The sequence below is a fragment of the Tateyamaria sp. LSS28 genome, assembly GCF_059611725.1.
Genome location: NZ_JCAPFI010000001.1, coordinates 652,208 through 666,497, shown reverse-complemented (window position 1 = coordinate 666,497; position 14,290 = coordinate 652,208). Strand labels below are relative to the sequence as shown.

At 58.9% G+C, this 14,290-nt stretch carries 15 protein-coding genes; 8 read left to right on the top strand and 7 right to left on the bottom strand.

The window, feature by feature from the left end; genetic code table 11:
- Positions 1-25 precede the first annotated feature (25 nt).
- Positions 26-1,561: a DUF2125 domain-containing protein gene (locus tag AC53L6_RS03355; protein WP_496906799.1), complete on the bottom strand. Its 1,536-nt coding sequence runs from the start codon at positions 1,559-1,561 to the stop codon at positions 26-28.
- Positions 1,562-1,686: 125 nt separating this feature from the next.
- Between AC53L6_RS03355 and AC53L6_RS03350 the strand changes: the two genes are divergently transcribed.
- Together AC53L6_RS03350 and AC53L6_RS03345 are read left to right on the top strand one after the other, a co-directional pair.
- Positions 1,687-2,439 carry an SDR family oxidoreductase gene (locus AC53L6_RS03350; protein WP_496906798.1) on the top strand — a complete coding sequence of 251 codons (753 nt, stop codon included), beginning with the start codon at positions 1,687-1,689 and terminating at the stop codon, positions 2,437-2,439.
- Positions 2,436-3,044 carry an enoyl-CoA hydratase/isomerase family protein gene (locus tag AC53L6_RS03345; RefSeq protein ID WP_496906797.1) on the top strand — a complete coding sequence of 203 codons (609 nt, stop codon included), beginning with the start codon at positions 2,436-2,438 and terminating at the stop codon, positions 3,042-3,044. The genes AC53L6_RS03350 and AC53L6_RS03345 overlap by 4 nt, the downstream gene beginning before the upstream one ends.
- A 222-nt stretch (positions 3,045-3,266) precedes the next feature.
- On the opposite strand, the gene AC53L6_RS03340 is transcribed toward AC53L6_RS03345, so the two are convergent.
- Positions 3,267-3,611: an HNH endonuclease gene (locus tag AC53L6_RS03340; RefSeq protein WP_496906796.1), complete on the bottom strand. Its 345-nt coding sequence runs from the start codon at positions 3,609-3,611 to the stop codon at positions 3,267-3,269.
- A 92-nt stretch (positions 3,612-3,703) separates the two neighbouring features.
- On the opposite strand from AC53L6_RS03340, the gene AC53L6_RS03335 reads away from it, so the two are divergent.
- Together AC53L6_RS03335 and AC53L6_RS03330 are read left to right on the top strand one after the other, a co-directional pair.
- Positions 3,704-4,978 (top strand): mechanosensitive ion channel family protein, encoded by a 1,275-nt coding sequence (locus AC53L6_RS03335; RefSeq protein WP_496906992.1) that lies wholly within the window; start codon positions 3,704-3,706, stop codon positions 4,976-4,978.
- Positions 4,975-6,147, top strand: coding sequence for a TIGR03862 family flavoprotein (locus tag AC53L6_RS03330; RefSeq protein WP_496906795.1), 1,173 nt, complete (start codon positions 4,975-4,977; stop codon positions 6,145-6,147). Before AC53L6_RS03335 ends, AC53L6_RS03330 begins: the two co-directional genes overlap by 4 nt.
- On the opposite strand, the gene AC53L6_RS03325 is transcribed toward AC53L6_RS03330, so the two are convergent.
- Positions 6,144-6,734, bottom strand: a complete 591-nt coding sequence (locus AC53L6_RS03325) for a glutathione S-transferase family protein (RefSeq protein WP_496906991.1) — start codon at positions 6,732-6,734, stop codon at positions 6,144-6,146. The genes AC53L6_RS03330 and AC53L6_RS03325 overlap by 4 nt on opposite strands.
- A gap of 118 nt (positions 6,735-6,852) precedes the next feature.
- On the opposite strand from AC53L6_RS03325, the gene AC53L6_RS03320 reads away from it, so the two are divergent.
- Positions 6,853-7,296 (top strand): GFA family protein, encoded by a 444-nt coding sequence (locus AC53L6_RS03320; RefSeq protein ID WP_496906794.1) that lies wholly within the window; start codon positions 6,853-6,855, stop codon positions 7,294-7,296.
- A 98-nt stretch (positions 7,297-7,394) separates the two neighbouring features.
- Here the strand turns inward: AC53L6_RS03320 and holA are convergent, their stop codons facing one another.
- The 4 genes from holA to AC53L6_RS03300 all read right to left on the bottom strand — a co-directional run bounded on the left by holA (position 7,395) and on the right by AC53L6_RS03300 (position 11,985).
- The gene (holA, locus tag AC53L6_RS03315; protein ID WP_496906793.1) at positions 7,395-8,396 is read right to left on the bottom strand and encodes a DNA polymerase III subunit delta; all 1,002 of its coding nucleotides are present in this window, start codon (positions 8,394-8,396) and stop codon (positions 7,395-7,397) included.
- Positions 8,393-8,860: an LPS assembly lipoprotein LptE gene (gene lptE / locus AC53L6_RS03310; RefSeq protein WP_496906792.1), complete on the bottom strand. Its 468-nt coding sequence runs from the start codon at positions 8,858-8,860 to the stop codon at positions 8,393-8,395. The genes holA and lptE overlap by 4 nt, the downstream gene beginning before the upstream one ends.
- A 5-nt stretch (positions 8,861-8,865) precedes the next feature.
- Positions 8,866-11,418: a leucine--tRNA ligase gene (gene leuS, locus AC53L6_RS03305; RefSeq protein ID WP_496906791.1), complete on the bottom strand. Its 2,553-nt coding sequence runs from the start codon at positions 11,416-11,418 to the stop codon at positions 8,866-8,868.
- 81 nt (positions 11,419-11,499) lie between these two features.
- Positions 11,500-11,985 (bottom strand): DUF3576 domain-containing protein, encoded by a 486-nt coding sequence (locus AC53L6_RS03300; RefSeq protein ID WP_299600482.1) that lies wholly within the window; start codon positions 11,983-11,985, stop codon positions 11,500-11,502.
- A 265-nt stretch (positions 11,986-12,250) separates the two neighbouring features.
- Between AC53L6_RS03300 and AC53L6_RS03295 the strand changes: the two genes are divergently transcribed.
- The 3 genes from AC53L6_RS03295 (at position 12,251) to AC53L6_RS03285 (ending at position 14,251) form a co-directional block, all read left to right on the top strand.
- The gene (locus AC53L6_RS03295) at positions 12,251-13,234 is read left to right on the top strand and encodes a porin (RefSeq protein ID WP_496906790.1); all 984 of its coding nucleotides are present in this window, start codon (positions 12,251-12,253) and stop codon (positions 13,232-13,234) included.
- Positions 13,235-13,355: 121 nt separating this feature from the next.
- Positions 13,356-14,009 (top strand): YggS family pyridoxal phosphate-dependent enzyme, encoded by a 654-nt coding sequence (locus AC53L6_RS03290; protein ID WP_496906789.1) that lies wholly within the window; start codon positions 13,356-13,358, stop codon positions 14,007-14,009.
- Complete coding sequence (locus AC53L6_RS03285; RefSeq protein ID WP_299746262.1) at positions 14,009-14,251, top strand: hypothetical protein; 243 nt, start codon at positions 14,009-14,011, stop codon at positions 14,249-14,251. Before AC53L6_RS03290 ends, AC53L6_RS03285 begins: the two co-directional genes overlap by 1 nt.
- Positions 14,252-14,290: the final 39 nt, after the last annotated feature.

The following is a 14,290-nucleotide window of genomic DNA, read 5'->3' as shown; positions in this document are numbered from 1 at the left end:
ACAGGCGCCGCCCCGCATGTCTGCGTCAGCGGATGCGCTGACCGTTGGCCAGCACGTGACCTTCGCCGTTGACTTCGATTTTCGAGTTCAGCGTGTCCTCGCCTTCGCCAGGAACGGCAAACAGGCCCATCATCATGCGGGCACCCATCGCCTGATCCTCGGGCAGCAGGCCCATGCCCACCAGCTTGTCGAGCAACCCGTTGCCACCGACCAATGTCAGATCAACTGCACCTTCAGGGCGCGGCATGCCGTCGAATGTGGTCAGATCTGTGTTGTCGAAGACGAAGTCACCGGCACCGGTGAGACGGGCGCCAACCGCGTCAAGCTCAAGCTTGTTGACGGTCAGGGCGTTCAGTTCCCCAGGTACGGTATCGGCTTGCTCGAGCACTTCGGCCTGCGCCGGGTCCAGGAAGTCAAACAACACCTTTGCCTTACCACTCAGATCGACAACAAGCGTCGCTGGGTTCCGCGGCAGTTGCGAAGTTGGATCAAACAAGCTCCAGATCGCGTCCGACATCGAAAACTCGCTGAGTGTCACGGCCATGCCGAAATCCTGCTCATCATTCGATTTCTGCAGAGGCACCAAAAAGCGTGTACCGATCTCTGCAGCGGAGAAGGACAAGGGCAGAGGCAGCTCTGTCAGCAGCATGTTCATGTCCACACCGCTTTGCGCCACGTCGTACAGCAGGCCATCCGGTCCGATGGTGACGTCAAACTTTGCACCGGTCGATGTCGCGTTGGCGGTGCCGCTGCCGTCTTCCTCGCTGCTGAATGACATATCGTAGTTGCCACCGGTTGTGGTGAAAGACGCCTGCGCCTGAAAGCCATCGTTCAGCATTGCGTTCATGTCCTGAACATCTGTTTCGATGGGCAGGTCGCCTGTGCCGTCCAGCTTCAGATCGTTCATCACGCCCTTGATCTGGAAATTGTCGTCACTTTCCGGATCGTTGAACGCGAAGTCATAGTCGACGGATGCGATGGACATGTCCTGCGACATCTTTCGCACTTCGCCCACGGACGTTTGAACGACCTGTGCCAGATCGGTCATGGTCACGTCCACCTGCGCGATCTCGGGGCCAACCGAAACGCCGTCGATTGTGAGGCTTTGCAAGGCCATGCGTGCGGCTTCAGCCGCATAGGTGTATGTCAGGTCGCCCGGATCACCGGACGCAACCAGGCTCGGCGCGGTTTGGTCAAAATCGACAGCTACTGTCACGTCTTCACCGGTTTCCGGCGTAAAGGACATGTTCATTGTTGTGTTTGAGGGCAGTTCGATTGCCACAGTGCCATCGCCTTGCTCGACGAAGTTGATGGACTCAAGCACCACTTTGAAGGCACCCGCACCGGTGTCATCCGCAAATTCCACGTCCAGGGTCATGTCGGATACGGAAACGCTCCCGGCTTCGACTGCTTCGGATGCTGTAATAGTGTAGCCGGCGCTGGACATGTAAGACTGCCAGTCGGCCCATACCTCCTCGGCTGTCAGATCCGCTAAAGCGGCAGTGGCGGGCAGGCACAGCGCCAAGGCGGTACCGGAAAAAAGATGAGAAATACGAGACATATCAGAATCCTTAAACAGCTTTGGCCATATCGTCCGGGACAGTGCGCGGAGCGTCAAGGCCGCAGGCTGGACCTAAGCCGCTGTTGTCCGTACCACAAGACCAAGTCTATGAAGTGGAGGACAGAATGCAGGATATGAGCGGAAAGACGGCGTTGATCACCGGTGCCAGCCGCGGGATAGGCGCAGACACGGCCCGCGTCTTTGCCCAAGCCGGGGCAAATGTTGCCCTTGTGGCGCGCAGTTCCGATGCTGTCGCTGCCTTGGCTTCAGAAATTGGCACGCAAGCCATCGCTCTGCCCTGTGATGTGAGCAGCTATGCTGCCGTCGAAAGTGCTATGAACGACACGGTTCGCCAGTTCGGAGGTCTGGATGTGCTGGTCGGCAACGCTGGCGTGATTGAACCCATCTCTCATTTGTCCGATGCCGACCCGGATGCCTGGGGCCACGCGATCGACATCAACCTCAAAGGCGTCTTCTATGGCATGCGCGCGGCCCTACCCTTCATGTTGAAGGCAGGGGGCGGCACGATCTTGACCGTGAGTTCCGGCGCTGCGCATGGTCCGGTCGAAGCCTGGTCGCATTACTGCGCGTCCAAGGCCGGAGCCGCCATGCTGACCCGATGCGTGGACAAGGAAAACGCGGGGTCAGGTATCCGCGCCATGGGACTGTCGCCCGGCACCGTCGCCACCCAGATGCAACGCGAGATCAAGGCCAGCGGTATTAACCCTGTCAGTCAGCTTGATTGGTCCGATCACATTCCAGCAGACTGGCCCGCCAAGGCGCTCCTTTGGATGTGTTCCCCCGATGCAGACGATTGGATCGGGCAGGAGATTTCACTGCGAGATCCCGACATTCGTACACGGGTGGGCCTGATATGATAGAGGTTGATCGCTCTGCCCCGATCTGGACCATCACGATCAATCGCCCGGACAAAGCGGGGGCACTGACTGAGCAGATGCTGGTCGATCTGCGCGACACTGCACGGGATGCACGGCAAGCTGCCGCTGTTATCCTGACCGGGACGGGCAAGGTGTTCAGTGCGGGTGCTGATCTGGATGCGGCGCGCGCGGGCCTCGCAACCTCTCCCTTGTGGGAAGAACTGTCGGGGGCCATCGCTGACTTGCCCGGCCTGACCATTGCAGCCCTGAACGGAACGGTGGCGGGCGGTGCCACCGGAATGGTGTTGGCCTGCGATCTGCGCATTGCCGTGCCATCTGCCAAGTTCTTTTATCCGGTCATGAAGCTGGGGTACCTGCCACAACCCAGTGATCCGGTCCGCATGGCGGCGCTGATCGGTCCTGCACGGACGAAGATGATCTTCCTTGGTGGTCAAAAGTTACCTGCCGCAACAGCTTATGAATTTGGCTTGGTCGATGAACTGGTCGAGAACGGGGCTGTGTTGGATCGGGCTCAGCAGTTATGTATCGATATTGCGGCGGCAAAGAGTGAAACGGCGCGCGCAATAAAGGCGATGTGTAGATAGTTCAGACACAACGGTTGTCAACTTTACGTTACACGTTGTAGGCTTTCTATCAATGGCCCGCGACTCACGCATAGACTACGCACGGCGCGACCCCAAACCTGCTCAGGGTTCGCGGGAACTGACGACGTGTGAGCGTGTAGAATTGCTGGTTTCAGGCGTATTGCGTGACGTTAGCATTCGGCTTGAGGAAAAGCGCACAATCGATACGTCCCCGCGCAAACGCTAACGCTTGCGGCGGGCCCCCGGGACCTTTGATGCAAAGCCCGGTGGACGTTTTGCCACCCATGCAAAGAACTTGGCCAAGCGGGGATGCGCGCGCAGTGCCTCGGGCGTGTTGTAGTCGCGGGCCAGTTCCACCTCTGTCAGCGTTGCATGGATCTCGCGGTGGCAAATGTGATGCAGCAACACCGTCGGGCCGCCTTTGCCACCTTTTAGTTTCGGGATCAGGTGATGCAGGCTTTGCGGCGCCTCTGGTGGGATAGGACGGCCACAGAGCGGACAAATTGGGGCTTTGGTCGGGTCGGACAGTGGTATGCTCTCTTGCGCAGATGGGGTTGCCCGTGACAATTGGCGCGTTGTTTGAATGAGGCAAGAGGTGCGCTGTGGAGTTTGATCTCGAAAGCCAGCCCGAGATTGTGCAGACCATTGCGGGCTACACCATGCAAGGATGGGAGCTGGCGCTGTCCTGGCTGCTCAGCCCTGCCGCATGGTCACAGTTTGCCCTACTGATCGTTGCTTATCTGGCTGCCGTGGTGATTACGCGCCGCTTGCGGCCGACGCTGGCCCGTGTGCTTGACCCGGGCGATAGTGACGGCATCCTTGCCAAGGCGCGCCGTTTCGTGGCGCAATTCCTGCCGCTTCTGCTTCCGCTTCTGGCCTATGTACTGACCGGGATCGGCGAAAGCGTTGTCCGCTCGATCTTTGACAGTGGCGCTGTTATCGCCTTTGGCAAACGGGTGTTCTTGTTTCTGGCCGTGCGTGCGCTGGTGCGGGACATTATCAGCGATCCGTTCCTGAAACTTCTGGGGCGGTACGTTCTGATCCCGATTGCAGCGCTTTATGCTCTGGGGCTGCTCGAATTGGCTGCGACCCGCCTTGAAGAGACGGTTGTGCCGCTTGGCAACCTGTCATTCAACTTGCTCTGGCTCTTGCAATTTTTGGCCGTTGGTGGCGTGATATTCTGGCTTGGGCAGTGGTCCAACAGCCAGTCCAGCACCTTCATCCAGAAACAGGAAGAGATGCGTCCATCGCTCCGGCAACTGGTGGCGAAATCGGTCGAATTCCTAATCTTTGGTGTCGCCTTCCTCGTGCTCATGAACATCATGGGTATCAACCTGTCTGCCCTCGCTGTGCTTGGGGGCGCGATCGGTGTCGGCCTTGGCTTTGGACTGCAAAAGATCGCGTCGAACTTCATCTCGGGCGTCATCCTGCTTGTCGAAGGGCAGGCGACCGTTGGTGATTATGTTGAACTGGATGGAGGCGAGGCGGGCACCATCGTCAAGATGACCGCCCGCGCTGCAATCCTTGAAACTTATGATGGCCGCTGGATCGTTGTCCCGAATGAGGACTTCATTACCACCCGGGTCGTCAACTATTCCGACAGCGGATCGGCGAACCGGTACGAGGCACCGTTTTCGGTCAGCTACAATACGGATATCAACATGGTCCCTGACATCATCAATGCAGCGGTGTCCAAGCTGCCTTTTGTCCTGCACAAACCGGAAGGGCCAGATTGCGAGCTTGTGGGCTTTGGTGACAGCGGCATCGACTTTGCGGTTGAATACTGGGTCAACGGAATCGATGACGGGCGGAACAAATACAAGAGCCATGTGCTTTTTGCGATCTGGAACGCACTCAAGGACAACGACATCGAAATCCCATATCCGCATCGAGTGGTCGAGATGAAGGGTGAGCTTCGGACCACTTCGGAGTGACCCGCGTTGCCGTGATCGGTGGTGGACCAGCGGGGTTGGCCGCTGCGGAAGTGATGGCCGAGGCGGGACTCGCGGTCACAGTCTATGAGGCAAAGCCAAGCGTCGCACGCAAGTTCCTGATGGCCGGGAAGTCGGGCTTGAACCTGACCAAAGCCGAAGATCTGAGCACCATGTTGCCGCACTATACAGATGCAACGGATTGGCTGACCCCAGCGCTGCAAGCGTGGGACAGCGCCGCTGTTATCCACTGGGCCGAAGGTTTGGGACAAGAGATGTTCACAGGCTCAACCGGTCGCGTGTTTCCCAAGGCGATGAAGGCATCACCGCTTTTGCGGGCATGGTTGCAACGGCTGGACGGTCTGGGGGTGAACATCTTGCCCCGACATCGGTGGATCGGTTGGGAGGGTAAGCAACCGATGATGAAAGGGCCGGATGGAACGGTGTCACCCATAGACGCCGACGCTGTCGTGTTGGCTTGCGGCGGGGCCAGTTGGGCACGGCTTGGGTCCGATGGGGCTTGGGCGGATTGGATCGGTGTCGATCCGCGCCCCTTCGCGGCGGCGAATGCCGCAGTTGCGGTGGGGTGGTCCGGTCATATGGCCAAACATATGGGACAACCGATCAAGGGCGTCGCGTGGCGTGCGGGCCCGTATCGTTCGCGGGGGGAAGCGGTGATGTCACATCGCGGTCTCGAAGGCGGCGGTATCTATTCCGTCTCGCGCGGGGTGCGCGAAGGTGCCGATCTTTATATGGACCTGTTGCCCGATTTGAGTGTGGATGATGTGGTCGCCCGGCTGAACCGCCCCCGCGGCAAGGCGAGCTTTGCCAATCATTTGCGAAAGATGCTGCGTCTGTCGCCGTTGAAAATCGCATTGGCTCAGGAATGGGGGCGGCCTTGGCCGGTTGAGACCCTGAAGATTGCCCGGCGGCTGAAGAAGTTGCGGATTACACACAGCGGACTGCGCCCGATGGATGAAGCTATTTCAACTGCCGGAGGTGTGCCTGCCTATGCGCTGGACGACGCGTTCATGCTGCGGGCACGGCCGGGCGTGTTTTGCGCCGGGGAGATGCTGGATTGGGAAGCGCCGACAGGGGGTTATCTTCTGACCGCGTGCCTCGCCACGGGCCGCTGGGCCGGACAGGGTGCCGTGCGCTACATGAAGCGTTAGCGACCTGCTGCTGCACGAAACGCGGGCCTGGCACGCAGGCGTTTCGAGTACGCCTTAATGCTGTCGGGTAGCGCTGGAAATTCGGCGCCAAACGCCCAGCCAAAACAGTGTACGGCCAACAGATCAGGCAGCGAAATGTGATCGCCCATGATGAAGTCGCCGGATTGGTCCAGCATGCCAGAGAAAATGTCCACATTTCGGGCAAACTCCTTTTGCAGCGTCGATGAGATATCGGGAAGCCTCAGCTTCTCTGGCAGAACAAAGGTATGCTTGCTGTGCGTCCAGAGTAGTGCGTCCAACTCGTCAATCAGCCATAGGGTGATGGCGTCCTGCCGGGCGCGGGCTGCTGTACCGGCGGGGGCTGTCAGCCCACCATGTTTGTCGGCAAGGTATGTCATGATGGCGACGCTGTCGGTCAGCACGTCATCTCCATCTACCAGCGCCGGTATCTTGCCCAGCGGGTTATGCGCTGTCGCTTCGTCCGAGCGAGGGAATGCCTCAACCAGCTCATAGGGCTGCTCCAACTCCTCAAGCATCCAGAGCACGCGAAAGGCGCGGCTTTTGACGGTTCCAATAACGCGGTACATGAGGCCTCCAAGTTGGTTGGTCAGAGGATCGCAGGCCCGGGGCGACGCTGCAAGGTTACTGACAGAATTTGGCAGTTGGGTGGGATACATCATGGGCAACGAGCCAGAGGAGATCACCATGTCGCGATCAGGATCCTGCATGTGCGGAGCCGTGAAGTTCACCATAGCCAAACCCATCACGGAAACCGGCGCGTGCCATTGCAGCATGTGCCGCAAATGGTCCGGTGGCGTTTTCCTGGGTGTGCAGGTGCCGAAAGGTGGAATGCAGATTGAGGGGGAGGACAACCTGACCGTCTACACCTCGTCGGAATGGGCCGAACGGGCGTTCTGCAAACACTGCGGCTCATCGCTTTTTTACCGAGTAACAGCGCCCGGTCCCCTGAATGGTGAGATGCATGTTGGAATGGGAACCTTCACTGACGCTTCAGGCATTCCTTTGACGGGTGAACTGTTTATCGACCTGAAACCCGACGGCTATGCCTTTGCCGGTGAAGGGCGGCACCAGATGACGGAGACTGAAGTGATGGCTATGTTTGCGGCCCCGCCTGAAGAGCACCCGTGATCCAAAGGCCGCTTGCGCGACGACATTATTGAAGAGGCTCCGCCTCGCGATACGCGCTCAGATGGGTTCTTGATAGGAAAGAAGGACGCTCGCTTGATCTATCGACGCGCAAGCATGGCAAGCCGGATGAAGCAGCGTTCGACCAGCGCAAGAGCCGGCGCATTCTGACCGGCTGAGCGCAACTGTAAGTCTGTGTCAGTCAGTTCCGTCAGGGCCATTTCCAGCTTGGGTGCCCCCCAGTTTCGCGCTTGCGCCAGCATCTTGTCGCGGTTCGGTCCCCAGATCTGGGGACGACCGGAGGTATCGCAAGCTGCGCGGTGCAGCGACCGAAAATGGCGCATGGCACCAATGCACAAGCTGACCGCGTTTACCCCTTGCGCCTGCAACCGTTGCATCACCGGGCCGATGGCTGCTGCGTTTCCGTCACCTACAACCAGCAGAACGTCGTCGACATCCGCTTCGATTGAGGCTGGCGCGCAAGCGGCAATGTCGTCTGCGCTTAGCGGGTCTGGATCGTTCAGCTTGTACAGCCCGACCTTTTCCAGTGTTTGTCGAAAATCTCCCGGCTCCAGTTGGCGTGCGAGGTCCATCAGCAGGTGCATCGCCTCTTGCGGCGGGTTGGTGATGCCAGCGGCGGTTAGGTCGCGTTCAACCTCGTCTCGCGTCGGGGGATTGTCGTAGATGCCTGCGGCATTGGCCGATGGGTGTGCCTCGAACGCCTTTCGGAGTTTTGACGTGGGCTTGAGTGCGCCTGCGGTGACCACGATCTGTGCATCCCCGGCCATCCAATCCGACAGGGCCTCGGTGATGATGGGCCCGACGGTTTCGTTTGCATCTTCGACCAAGGCAACACGGGGGCCGGGAAAAAATCCGATGGCCTTGGTCGCGTCCAGCAACAGGGCGGGCTCCTTGCGCAAATCACCCGCTGCAATCCGGGTCAGGCGCATTTCTTCTTCACCCTGCGGACCGATCAGGGCAGCCACAACCTGTTGCCTTTTCAAGGCGATGCGCATGCCGTCGGCACCGTATATCAACAGGCCCGCTGCATCCGGGTCCGGCTTGGCAAAATACGCAGTCGCCTGGGCCGTGTTCAGTTTCACAGGTCAGAGGCCTGCAATTGCAGAATAATTTCGTCTGCAAGGATGGTCATAAGCCGTTCGACCGCATCACGTTTGGCCGTAAGGGTCGCAACAGTTGTGCCGGTTGCCGAATAACCCACGAAGTTATCCACAGTGTCAGATTGCAGAACGGCACCTGTCGCAGTGTCCGAAAGCGTATATGTGGCATCGCCAATCACGTGGAACCTGCGGATGTCTCCATCCGGGTCGATGGCGCGCGCTTCTTCCCGCACCGCCAGCTCTATGCCAAGCCGGTAGGCGGGGTCACCCGCGCGCCCCAGCCGCTCTTCCAACTGCCGCACCAGAAGGAAGCCTTCGCGGTCGATGGGCGTGTCGACCTGCACACGGTTTTGCAGCTTCGTGCCCGTGCCGCCCGGGCCATAGACGGGCTCGAACCCGCAGCCGGTCAGAATCAGGGTCAGGGCAAGAGCTGCAATGATGCGCATGTCGGTCAGACCACCACGTTGACGATACGGCCCGGCACGACAATCACCTTCTTGGGGGTGCCGCCGTCCAGTGCCTTTTGCACAGCTTCGGTTGCCAGCGCTTGTTTTTCAACCTCAGCCTTGTCCATGTCGGCAGGTACGGTGATCTCACCACGCCGTTTTCCGTTGACCTGAATGGGCAATGTTACGGTGTCAGACACCAGCATCGCCTCGTTCGCTGTCGGCCAGGGGGCGTTGATAACAAGCCCGTCGCCGCCCTGACGTGCCCATATATCCTCGGCCAAGTGCGGGGTCATGGGGGCCATGAGTTGGGCAAGCGTCATCACGGCCTCGCGCTGGGCGGCATGGCTGGCTTTTGACTTCTGCAGCGCCGCGGTAAAGCCATAGAGCTTGGCGATGGCCGCGTTGAAGCCAAAGGATTCGACGCCCAAAGTGACATCATGGATAGTCTTGTGCATGACGCGCAGCAGGTCATCGTCGCCCGTGCCCGCAGCTTCTTTGTCCATCTGTCCGATGCGGTCGCAAATGTTCCAAACGCGAGACAGATGCTTGAATGCTGCTTCGGCCCCGCTTGCGGTCCATTCCACATCGCGCTCGGGCGGCGAGTCGCTCAGCACGAACCAGCGTGCCGTGTCTGCCCCGTAGCTGGCAATAATGCCAAGCGGATCGACCACGTTCTTTTTCGACTTCGACATCTTGGCCGACGGGACAACCTGGACCATGGCGCCAGTGGCACCAAGGCGGGCGCCGGATTCGGTCCACTCGATATCCTCGGGCAGATGGTAGACGGGCCGGTCATTCTCGTCCCGGGTCACATAGATCTCGTGCGTTACCATCCCTTGCGTGAACAGCGCGTCAAACGGTTCCTCACAACCTTGCGGCAAGTGCCCGGTGATGCGCATGGCCCGCGCAAAGAAGCGGGAATAGAGCAGGTGCAAGATCGCGTGTTCGATGCCGCCAATGTACTGGTCCACATTCATCCAATAGGCTGCGTCTTCCAGATCGGTGGGAGCCGCTGCGTGCGGCGCTGTAAAGCGGGCGAAGTACCACGAGGAATCAACGAACGTGTCCATCGTGTCCGTTTCGCGCTGCGCAGGTTTGCCACACGATGGGCAGGGCACATTCCGCCACGTCGGATGGCGATCAAGCGGGTTGCCCGGAATGTCAAAGCTGACATCATCTGGCAATTCGACCGGCAGGTTTTCTTTCTTCTCAGGCACCACGCCGCAATCGTCACAATGGACAACCGGGATCGGGCAACCCCAATAGCGTTGGCGGGATAAACCCCAGTCGCGCAGACGGTATTGTGTCTGGCCTTTGCCAAGCCCATTGGCCTCGAAATAGTTGATCGTGGCGTCGATGGCTTCCTGGCTTGTGACCTCACCAATGCCCGCAAAGTGGTCGATGAAGGCGACTTTTTCTGTCTTGGCCGGAACAAGCGCTTCGTTCTCTACTTCGTTGGTGTCACCGGGCATGTAAAATGCGTTCTGAACGTTCAGATCGTATTTGCGCGCAAAATCCAGGTCGCGCTGATCATGCGCAGGACAACCAAAGACGGCACCGGTGCCGTAATCCATTAAAACAAAGTTGCCGATCCAAACCGGCAGTTCGACATCAGGATAGACCGGGTGCTTGACCCGAATACCCGTATCGATGCCTTTCTTTTCGGCCTTCTCCATTGCGGCTTCGGTCGTGTCCATCTTGCGGCATTCATCGATGAACGCGGCAAGGTCAGGATTGTCGGCCTCAAGCGCCTTGGCGACCGGGTGGTCAGGCGATACGGCAACGAAAGATGCGCCGCGCATTGTGTCGGGGCGGGTCGAATAGCACAGGATGGTGCCTTGCCCATCCTTACGGACGAAAGGAATGTCGATCCCACGGCTCTCACCGATCCAGTTTTCCTGCATCAGACGGACCTTGGCAGGCCAATTGTCGAGTTTGCCAAGCGCGTCCTTCAGCTCCCCTGCCATATCGCTGATCTTGAAGAACCACTGTGTCAGTTCACGCCGTTCCACCTCGGCGCCCGAGCGCCAGCCCTTGCCGTCGATTACCTGTTCGTTGGCAAGCACGGTCATATCGACCGGGTCCCAGTTCACCTGTGCATTCTTGCGATAGACAAGATCGGCTTCGAGCATATCGAGGAACAGCGCCTGCTGCTGGCCATAGTATTCAGGATCGCAGGTGGCGAATTCCCGTGACCAGTCAATGGACAGGCCAAGCGGCTTCATCTGTCCGCGCATGTCCGCGATATTGTCGTAGGTCCACGTCTTGGGGTGGCCTCCGATGGCCATGGCGGCGTTTTCGGCGGGCATCCCGAACGCATCCCACCCCATTGGGTGCAGCACGTTATGTCCGGTCGACATCTTGTAGCGGGCAATCACGTCACCCATTGTGTAGTTGCGCACGTGACCCATGTGGATGCGGCCCGAGGGGTAGGGGAACATCTCGAGCACGTAGTACTTTGGCTTGTCGGCACTGCGGGTTGCGGTGAACACGCCGGCTTTTTCCCAGGCGGCCTGCCAGCGGGCTTCGATCTCGGATGGGGTATAGGTGGCCATGGGTTCTGGTCCTGAATGTAAAAACGCCGGGCATGAAGCCCGGCGCATCTGATAATAGGGAATGGGTTGCGCTGAAAGGGCCTAAAGGCGGTTATCAGCCACCCGTAGCTGGCGGGCGCGGGTCAGGATCGCATCTTCGATTGCGCGCACGGTTGCTGTGCTGGCAGGACCATTGCGCGTTTGCAACGCCACGTTGAGCGAGCGGGCGTCCAGTGCTGGGTCGCTGATAAGAACTGTCGCGCGGTAGGCACGACCGCCACCGGGCGGGGTACCAAAGCCAGTTACGATGACGCCCGTGAATGGATCAACGGATTGAATTGGAAGGAAATCCAGCACCTGCAGGCTTGCCGACCATATGTACTTGTTGACGCGGACGATCGATTCTTGGTTGCGCCGCGCACGCAAGGCTTCGCCGAGGGTGGTTTCATTCCTCTGGCCTCTTTCGCGCCCAGATGTTTCAGGGTCGGAAGATGGGGTGCTTCCACGGAAGTTTAACCCCCCACATCCAGCCAGAAACATGGCCATGCACATTGTGACCATCCGGCCTGCCACTCGCGTTTTACGCATCGGAATTCCCAACCCATATTCGTTGACGCCCGTGATAGCCAAGTTGACCTGCGCTCGCAAGACGGGGTCACATACCAGGTAGGCTGGTCGGAAAAGTGACATGCGCAGGATGGCAGTACTGTGGCAAAGCTGCACCAACCATGTCGGAATTGCGGCCACGACCCGATGCGTCGCTTGAGATGCCGAGGCAAATGGTTGAGACAGCATTCATCCCCTCGCCGGATTCCCCGGTTAGGGCGTGTGACTGAAAACCGAGGGAAAACTCATGAAAAAAGTTCTCTTCGCTACAACTGCGCTGATTGCCACCACGGGCATGGCAGCTGCAGACATTAGCTTTGGTGGCTTTGGCCGTTTCGGCCTGATCTACAACGATGGTGCTGACGACGAAACCAGCATCGAGCAGCGTTTCCGCCTGAACATCACAGGTACTGCAACATCCGACAACGGTCTGGAATTTGGTGCGCGTGCGCGTATCGAGACCAACGACGGTGCAGACTCCGACGTTCGCGCGGCTGAATTCAACGTTGAATCCGGCGGCTTCCGTCTGGACATCGGTAACACTTCCGACGTGATCGATTCCGGCGACGTTCTGGACTACTACGGTTACGGCGTTGGTCTGACAGCGATCGTCGAAACATCGACCGGCTTTGGCCTGCCTGTTTCCGGCATCAGCGGCGACGACGACGTCCCTGCAACCATCAAACTGCGCTACACCGCAGGTGACTTCACAGTTGCAGCGTCGATCACCGATGATCGCGACGTGACTCTGACCGAGGTTTCGGGTACCGACGGTACGATCACAGGCACTACTACTTCGCGGGAAGAGTGGCAGATCGGCTTCGGCTACAACTTTGGCAACTACAATGTTGGTGTTGCCTTCGGTAACGAAGACGTAACACAGTCTGTAGTAGTCGACGGCGGCGCTGCCACCGTAGGCGGTGATGAGGGCGACTTCGACTTCTGGGCCTTGGGCTTTGGCGGCGAAATCGGTGCATTTGCATTTACTCTGCTGATCGCAGACACAGACAAAAACCCTGACACCGCATACGGTGTGTCGGCGAAGTATGACGTTGGCGCAGCGACTGAAATCCGCTTTGCTTACTCCGAAACCGGCGCAGCTGGCTCCGACACCGACGCCTACGGCATCGGCTTCCGCCACTCGCTGGGCGGCGGTGTATCGCTGCAAGGTGGTGTTGCGGAAGTTGCTGGCGACACCGTTGCTGACCTGGGTGTTCGCTTCGACTTCTAAGTCAGGCACAGCCTAATGATTTGGGGCGGGCCTTTGGCCTGCCCCTTTTCGTTTCTGGACCTTTGCAATTGCACGCGCACCGTGCTTTCTGCGGGATACCCCAGATACAACAGGTACTCGCATGTCCCTTTCCGAAATCAACTCTAGGATCGAAGCCGCTTGTATCAAGGCCGGGCGGGCAGCAGATACTGTCAAGCTAATCGCCGTCAGCAAGGTGCAGCCGCTTAACCGGGTTCAGGCCGTCTTGGACGAAGGGCACCGCCTGTTCGGCGAAAACCGCGTGCAGGAAGCGGCAAGCAAATGGCCCGATTTTCGCGACCAGTACGGCGCAATTGATGTGCATCTGATTGGCCCGCTGCAAAGCAATAAGGCCCGGCAGGCGATGGAGCTGTTTCAGGCTATCCACTCTGTCGATCGCCCCAAACTGGCGAAAACGATCGCGCGCCTTGCGCAAGAGATGGGCAAATGCCCGGACCTTTTTCTTCAGGTCAATACGGGTGAAGAATCTCAGAAAGCCGGTGTATTACCTGCGGACGCTGACGCTTTCATCGCCGAGTGCCGCGCGCTTGACTTGCCCGTTCGCGGTTTGATGTGCATCCCCCCCATGGATGAAGAGCCGTCGTTGCACTTTGCTCTGCTGGCCAAGATCGCGGCGCGTAACGGATTAACGGGCATGTCCATGGGGATGAGCGGCGACTTTGAAAGCGCGATCGCGCTCGGGGCCACCCATGTCCGGGTCGGCTCCGCCATCTTTGGGGAACGGGAGGTTATTTAATGCGATATCTTCTGTTTCTTACCATGTTCTGGCCTGCTCTCGCACTTGCACAAGGCGTGAAACCGGGTCCCATCACTCCTACCGCCTGGGATGATTACCGCCGTGCGGCCGAACTGTTCAACGCAGGTGCGCGGGTGCAGGTGGGTTGTGTCATGTATCGCGGCCAGTTTCGTGCGCGCCTAATGTTGTTGGCAGAACCGGACCAGTCGTCCGACGGTGCCCGGCCTTGTTTGCATCCCTGAACGAAACCGTGGCGCGACCGATCAATCAATGGCTGGGCG

Excerpts from the sequence above, each read along its gene's own strand:
- leuS (WP_496906791.1), bottom strand. The coding sequence starts at position 11,418 with ATGGCCACCTATACCCCATCCGAGATCGAAGCCCGCTGGCAGGCCGCC.
- lptE (WP_496906792.1), bottom strand. The coding sequence starts at position 8,860 with ATGCGCATCATTGCAGCTCTTGCCCTGACCCTGATTCTGACCGGCTGC.
- AC53L6_RS03350 (WP_496906798.1), top strand. The coding sequence starts at position 1,687 with ATGCAGGATATGAGCGGAAAGACGGCGTTGATCACCGGTGCCAGCCGC.
- AC53L6_RS03335 (WP_496906992.1), top strand. The coding sequence starts at position 3,704 with ATGCAAGGATGGGAGCTGGCGCTGTCCTGGCTGCTCAGCCCTGCCGCA.
- AC53L6_RS03285 (WP_299746262.1), top strand. The coding sequence starts at position 14,009 with ATGCGATATCTTCTGTTTCTTACCATGTTCTGGCCTGCTCTCGCACTT.
- AC53L6_RS03290 (WP_496906789.1), top strand. The coding sequence starts at position 13,356 with ATGTCCCTTTCCGAAATCAACTCTAGGATCGAAGCCGCTTGTATCAAG.
- AC53L6_RS03295 (WP_496906790.1), top strand. The coding sequence starts at position 12,251 with ATGAAAAAAGTTCTCTTCGCTACAACTGCGCTGATTGCCACCACGGGC.
- AC53L6_RS03320 (WP_496906794.1), top strand. The coding sequence starts at position 6,853 with ATGTCGCGATCAGGATCCTGCATGTGCGGAGCCGTGAAGTTCACCATA.
- AC53L6_RS03325 (WP_496906991.1), bottom strand. The coding sequence starts at position 6,734 with ATGTACCGCGTTATTGGAACCGTCAAAAGCCGCGCCTTTCGCGTGCTC.
- AC53L6_RS03345 (WP_496906797.1), top strand. The coding sequence starts at position 2,436 with ATGATAGAGGTTGATCGCTCTGCCCCGATCTGGACCATCACGATCAAT.
- AC53L6_RS03355 (WP_496906799.1), bottom strand. The coding sequence starts at position 1,561 with ATGTCTCGTATTTCTCATCTTTTTTCCGGTACCGCCTTGGCGCTGTGC.
- AC53L6_RS03300 (WP_299600482.1), bottom strand. The coding sequence starts at position 11,985 with ATGCGTAAAACGCGAGTGGCAGGCCGGATGGTCACAATGTGCATGGCC.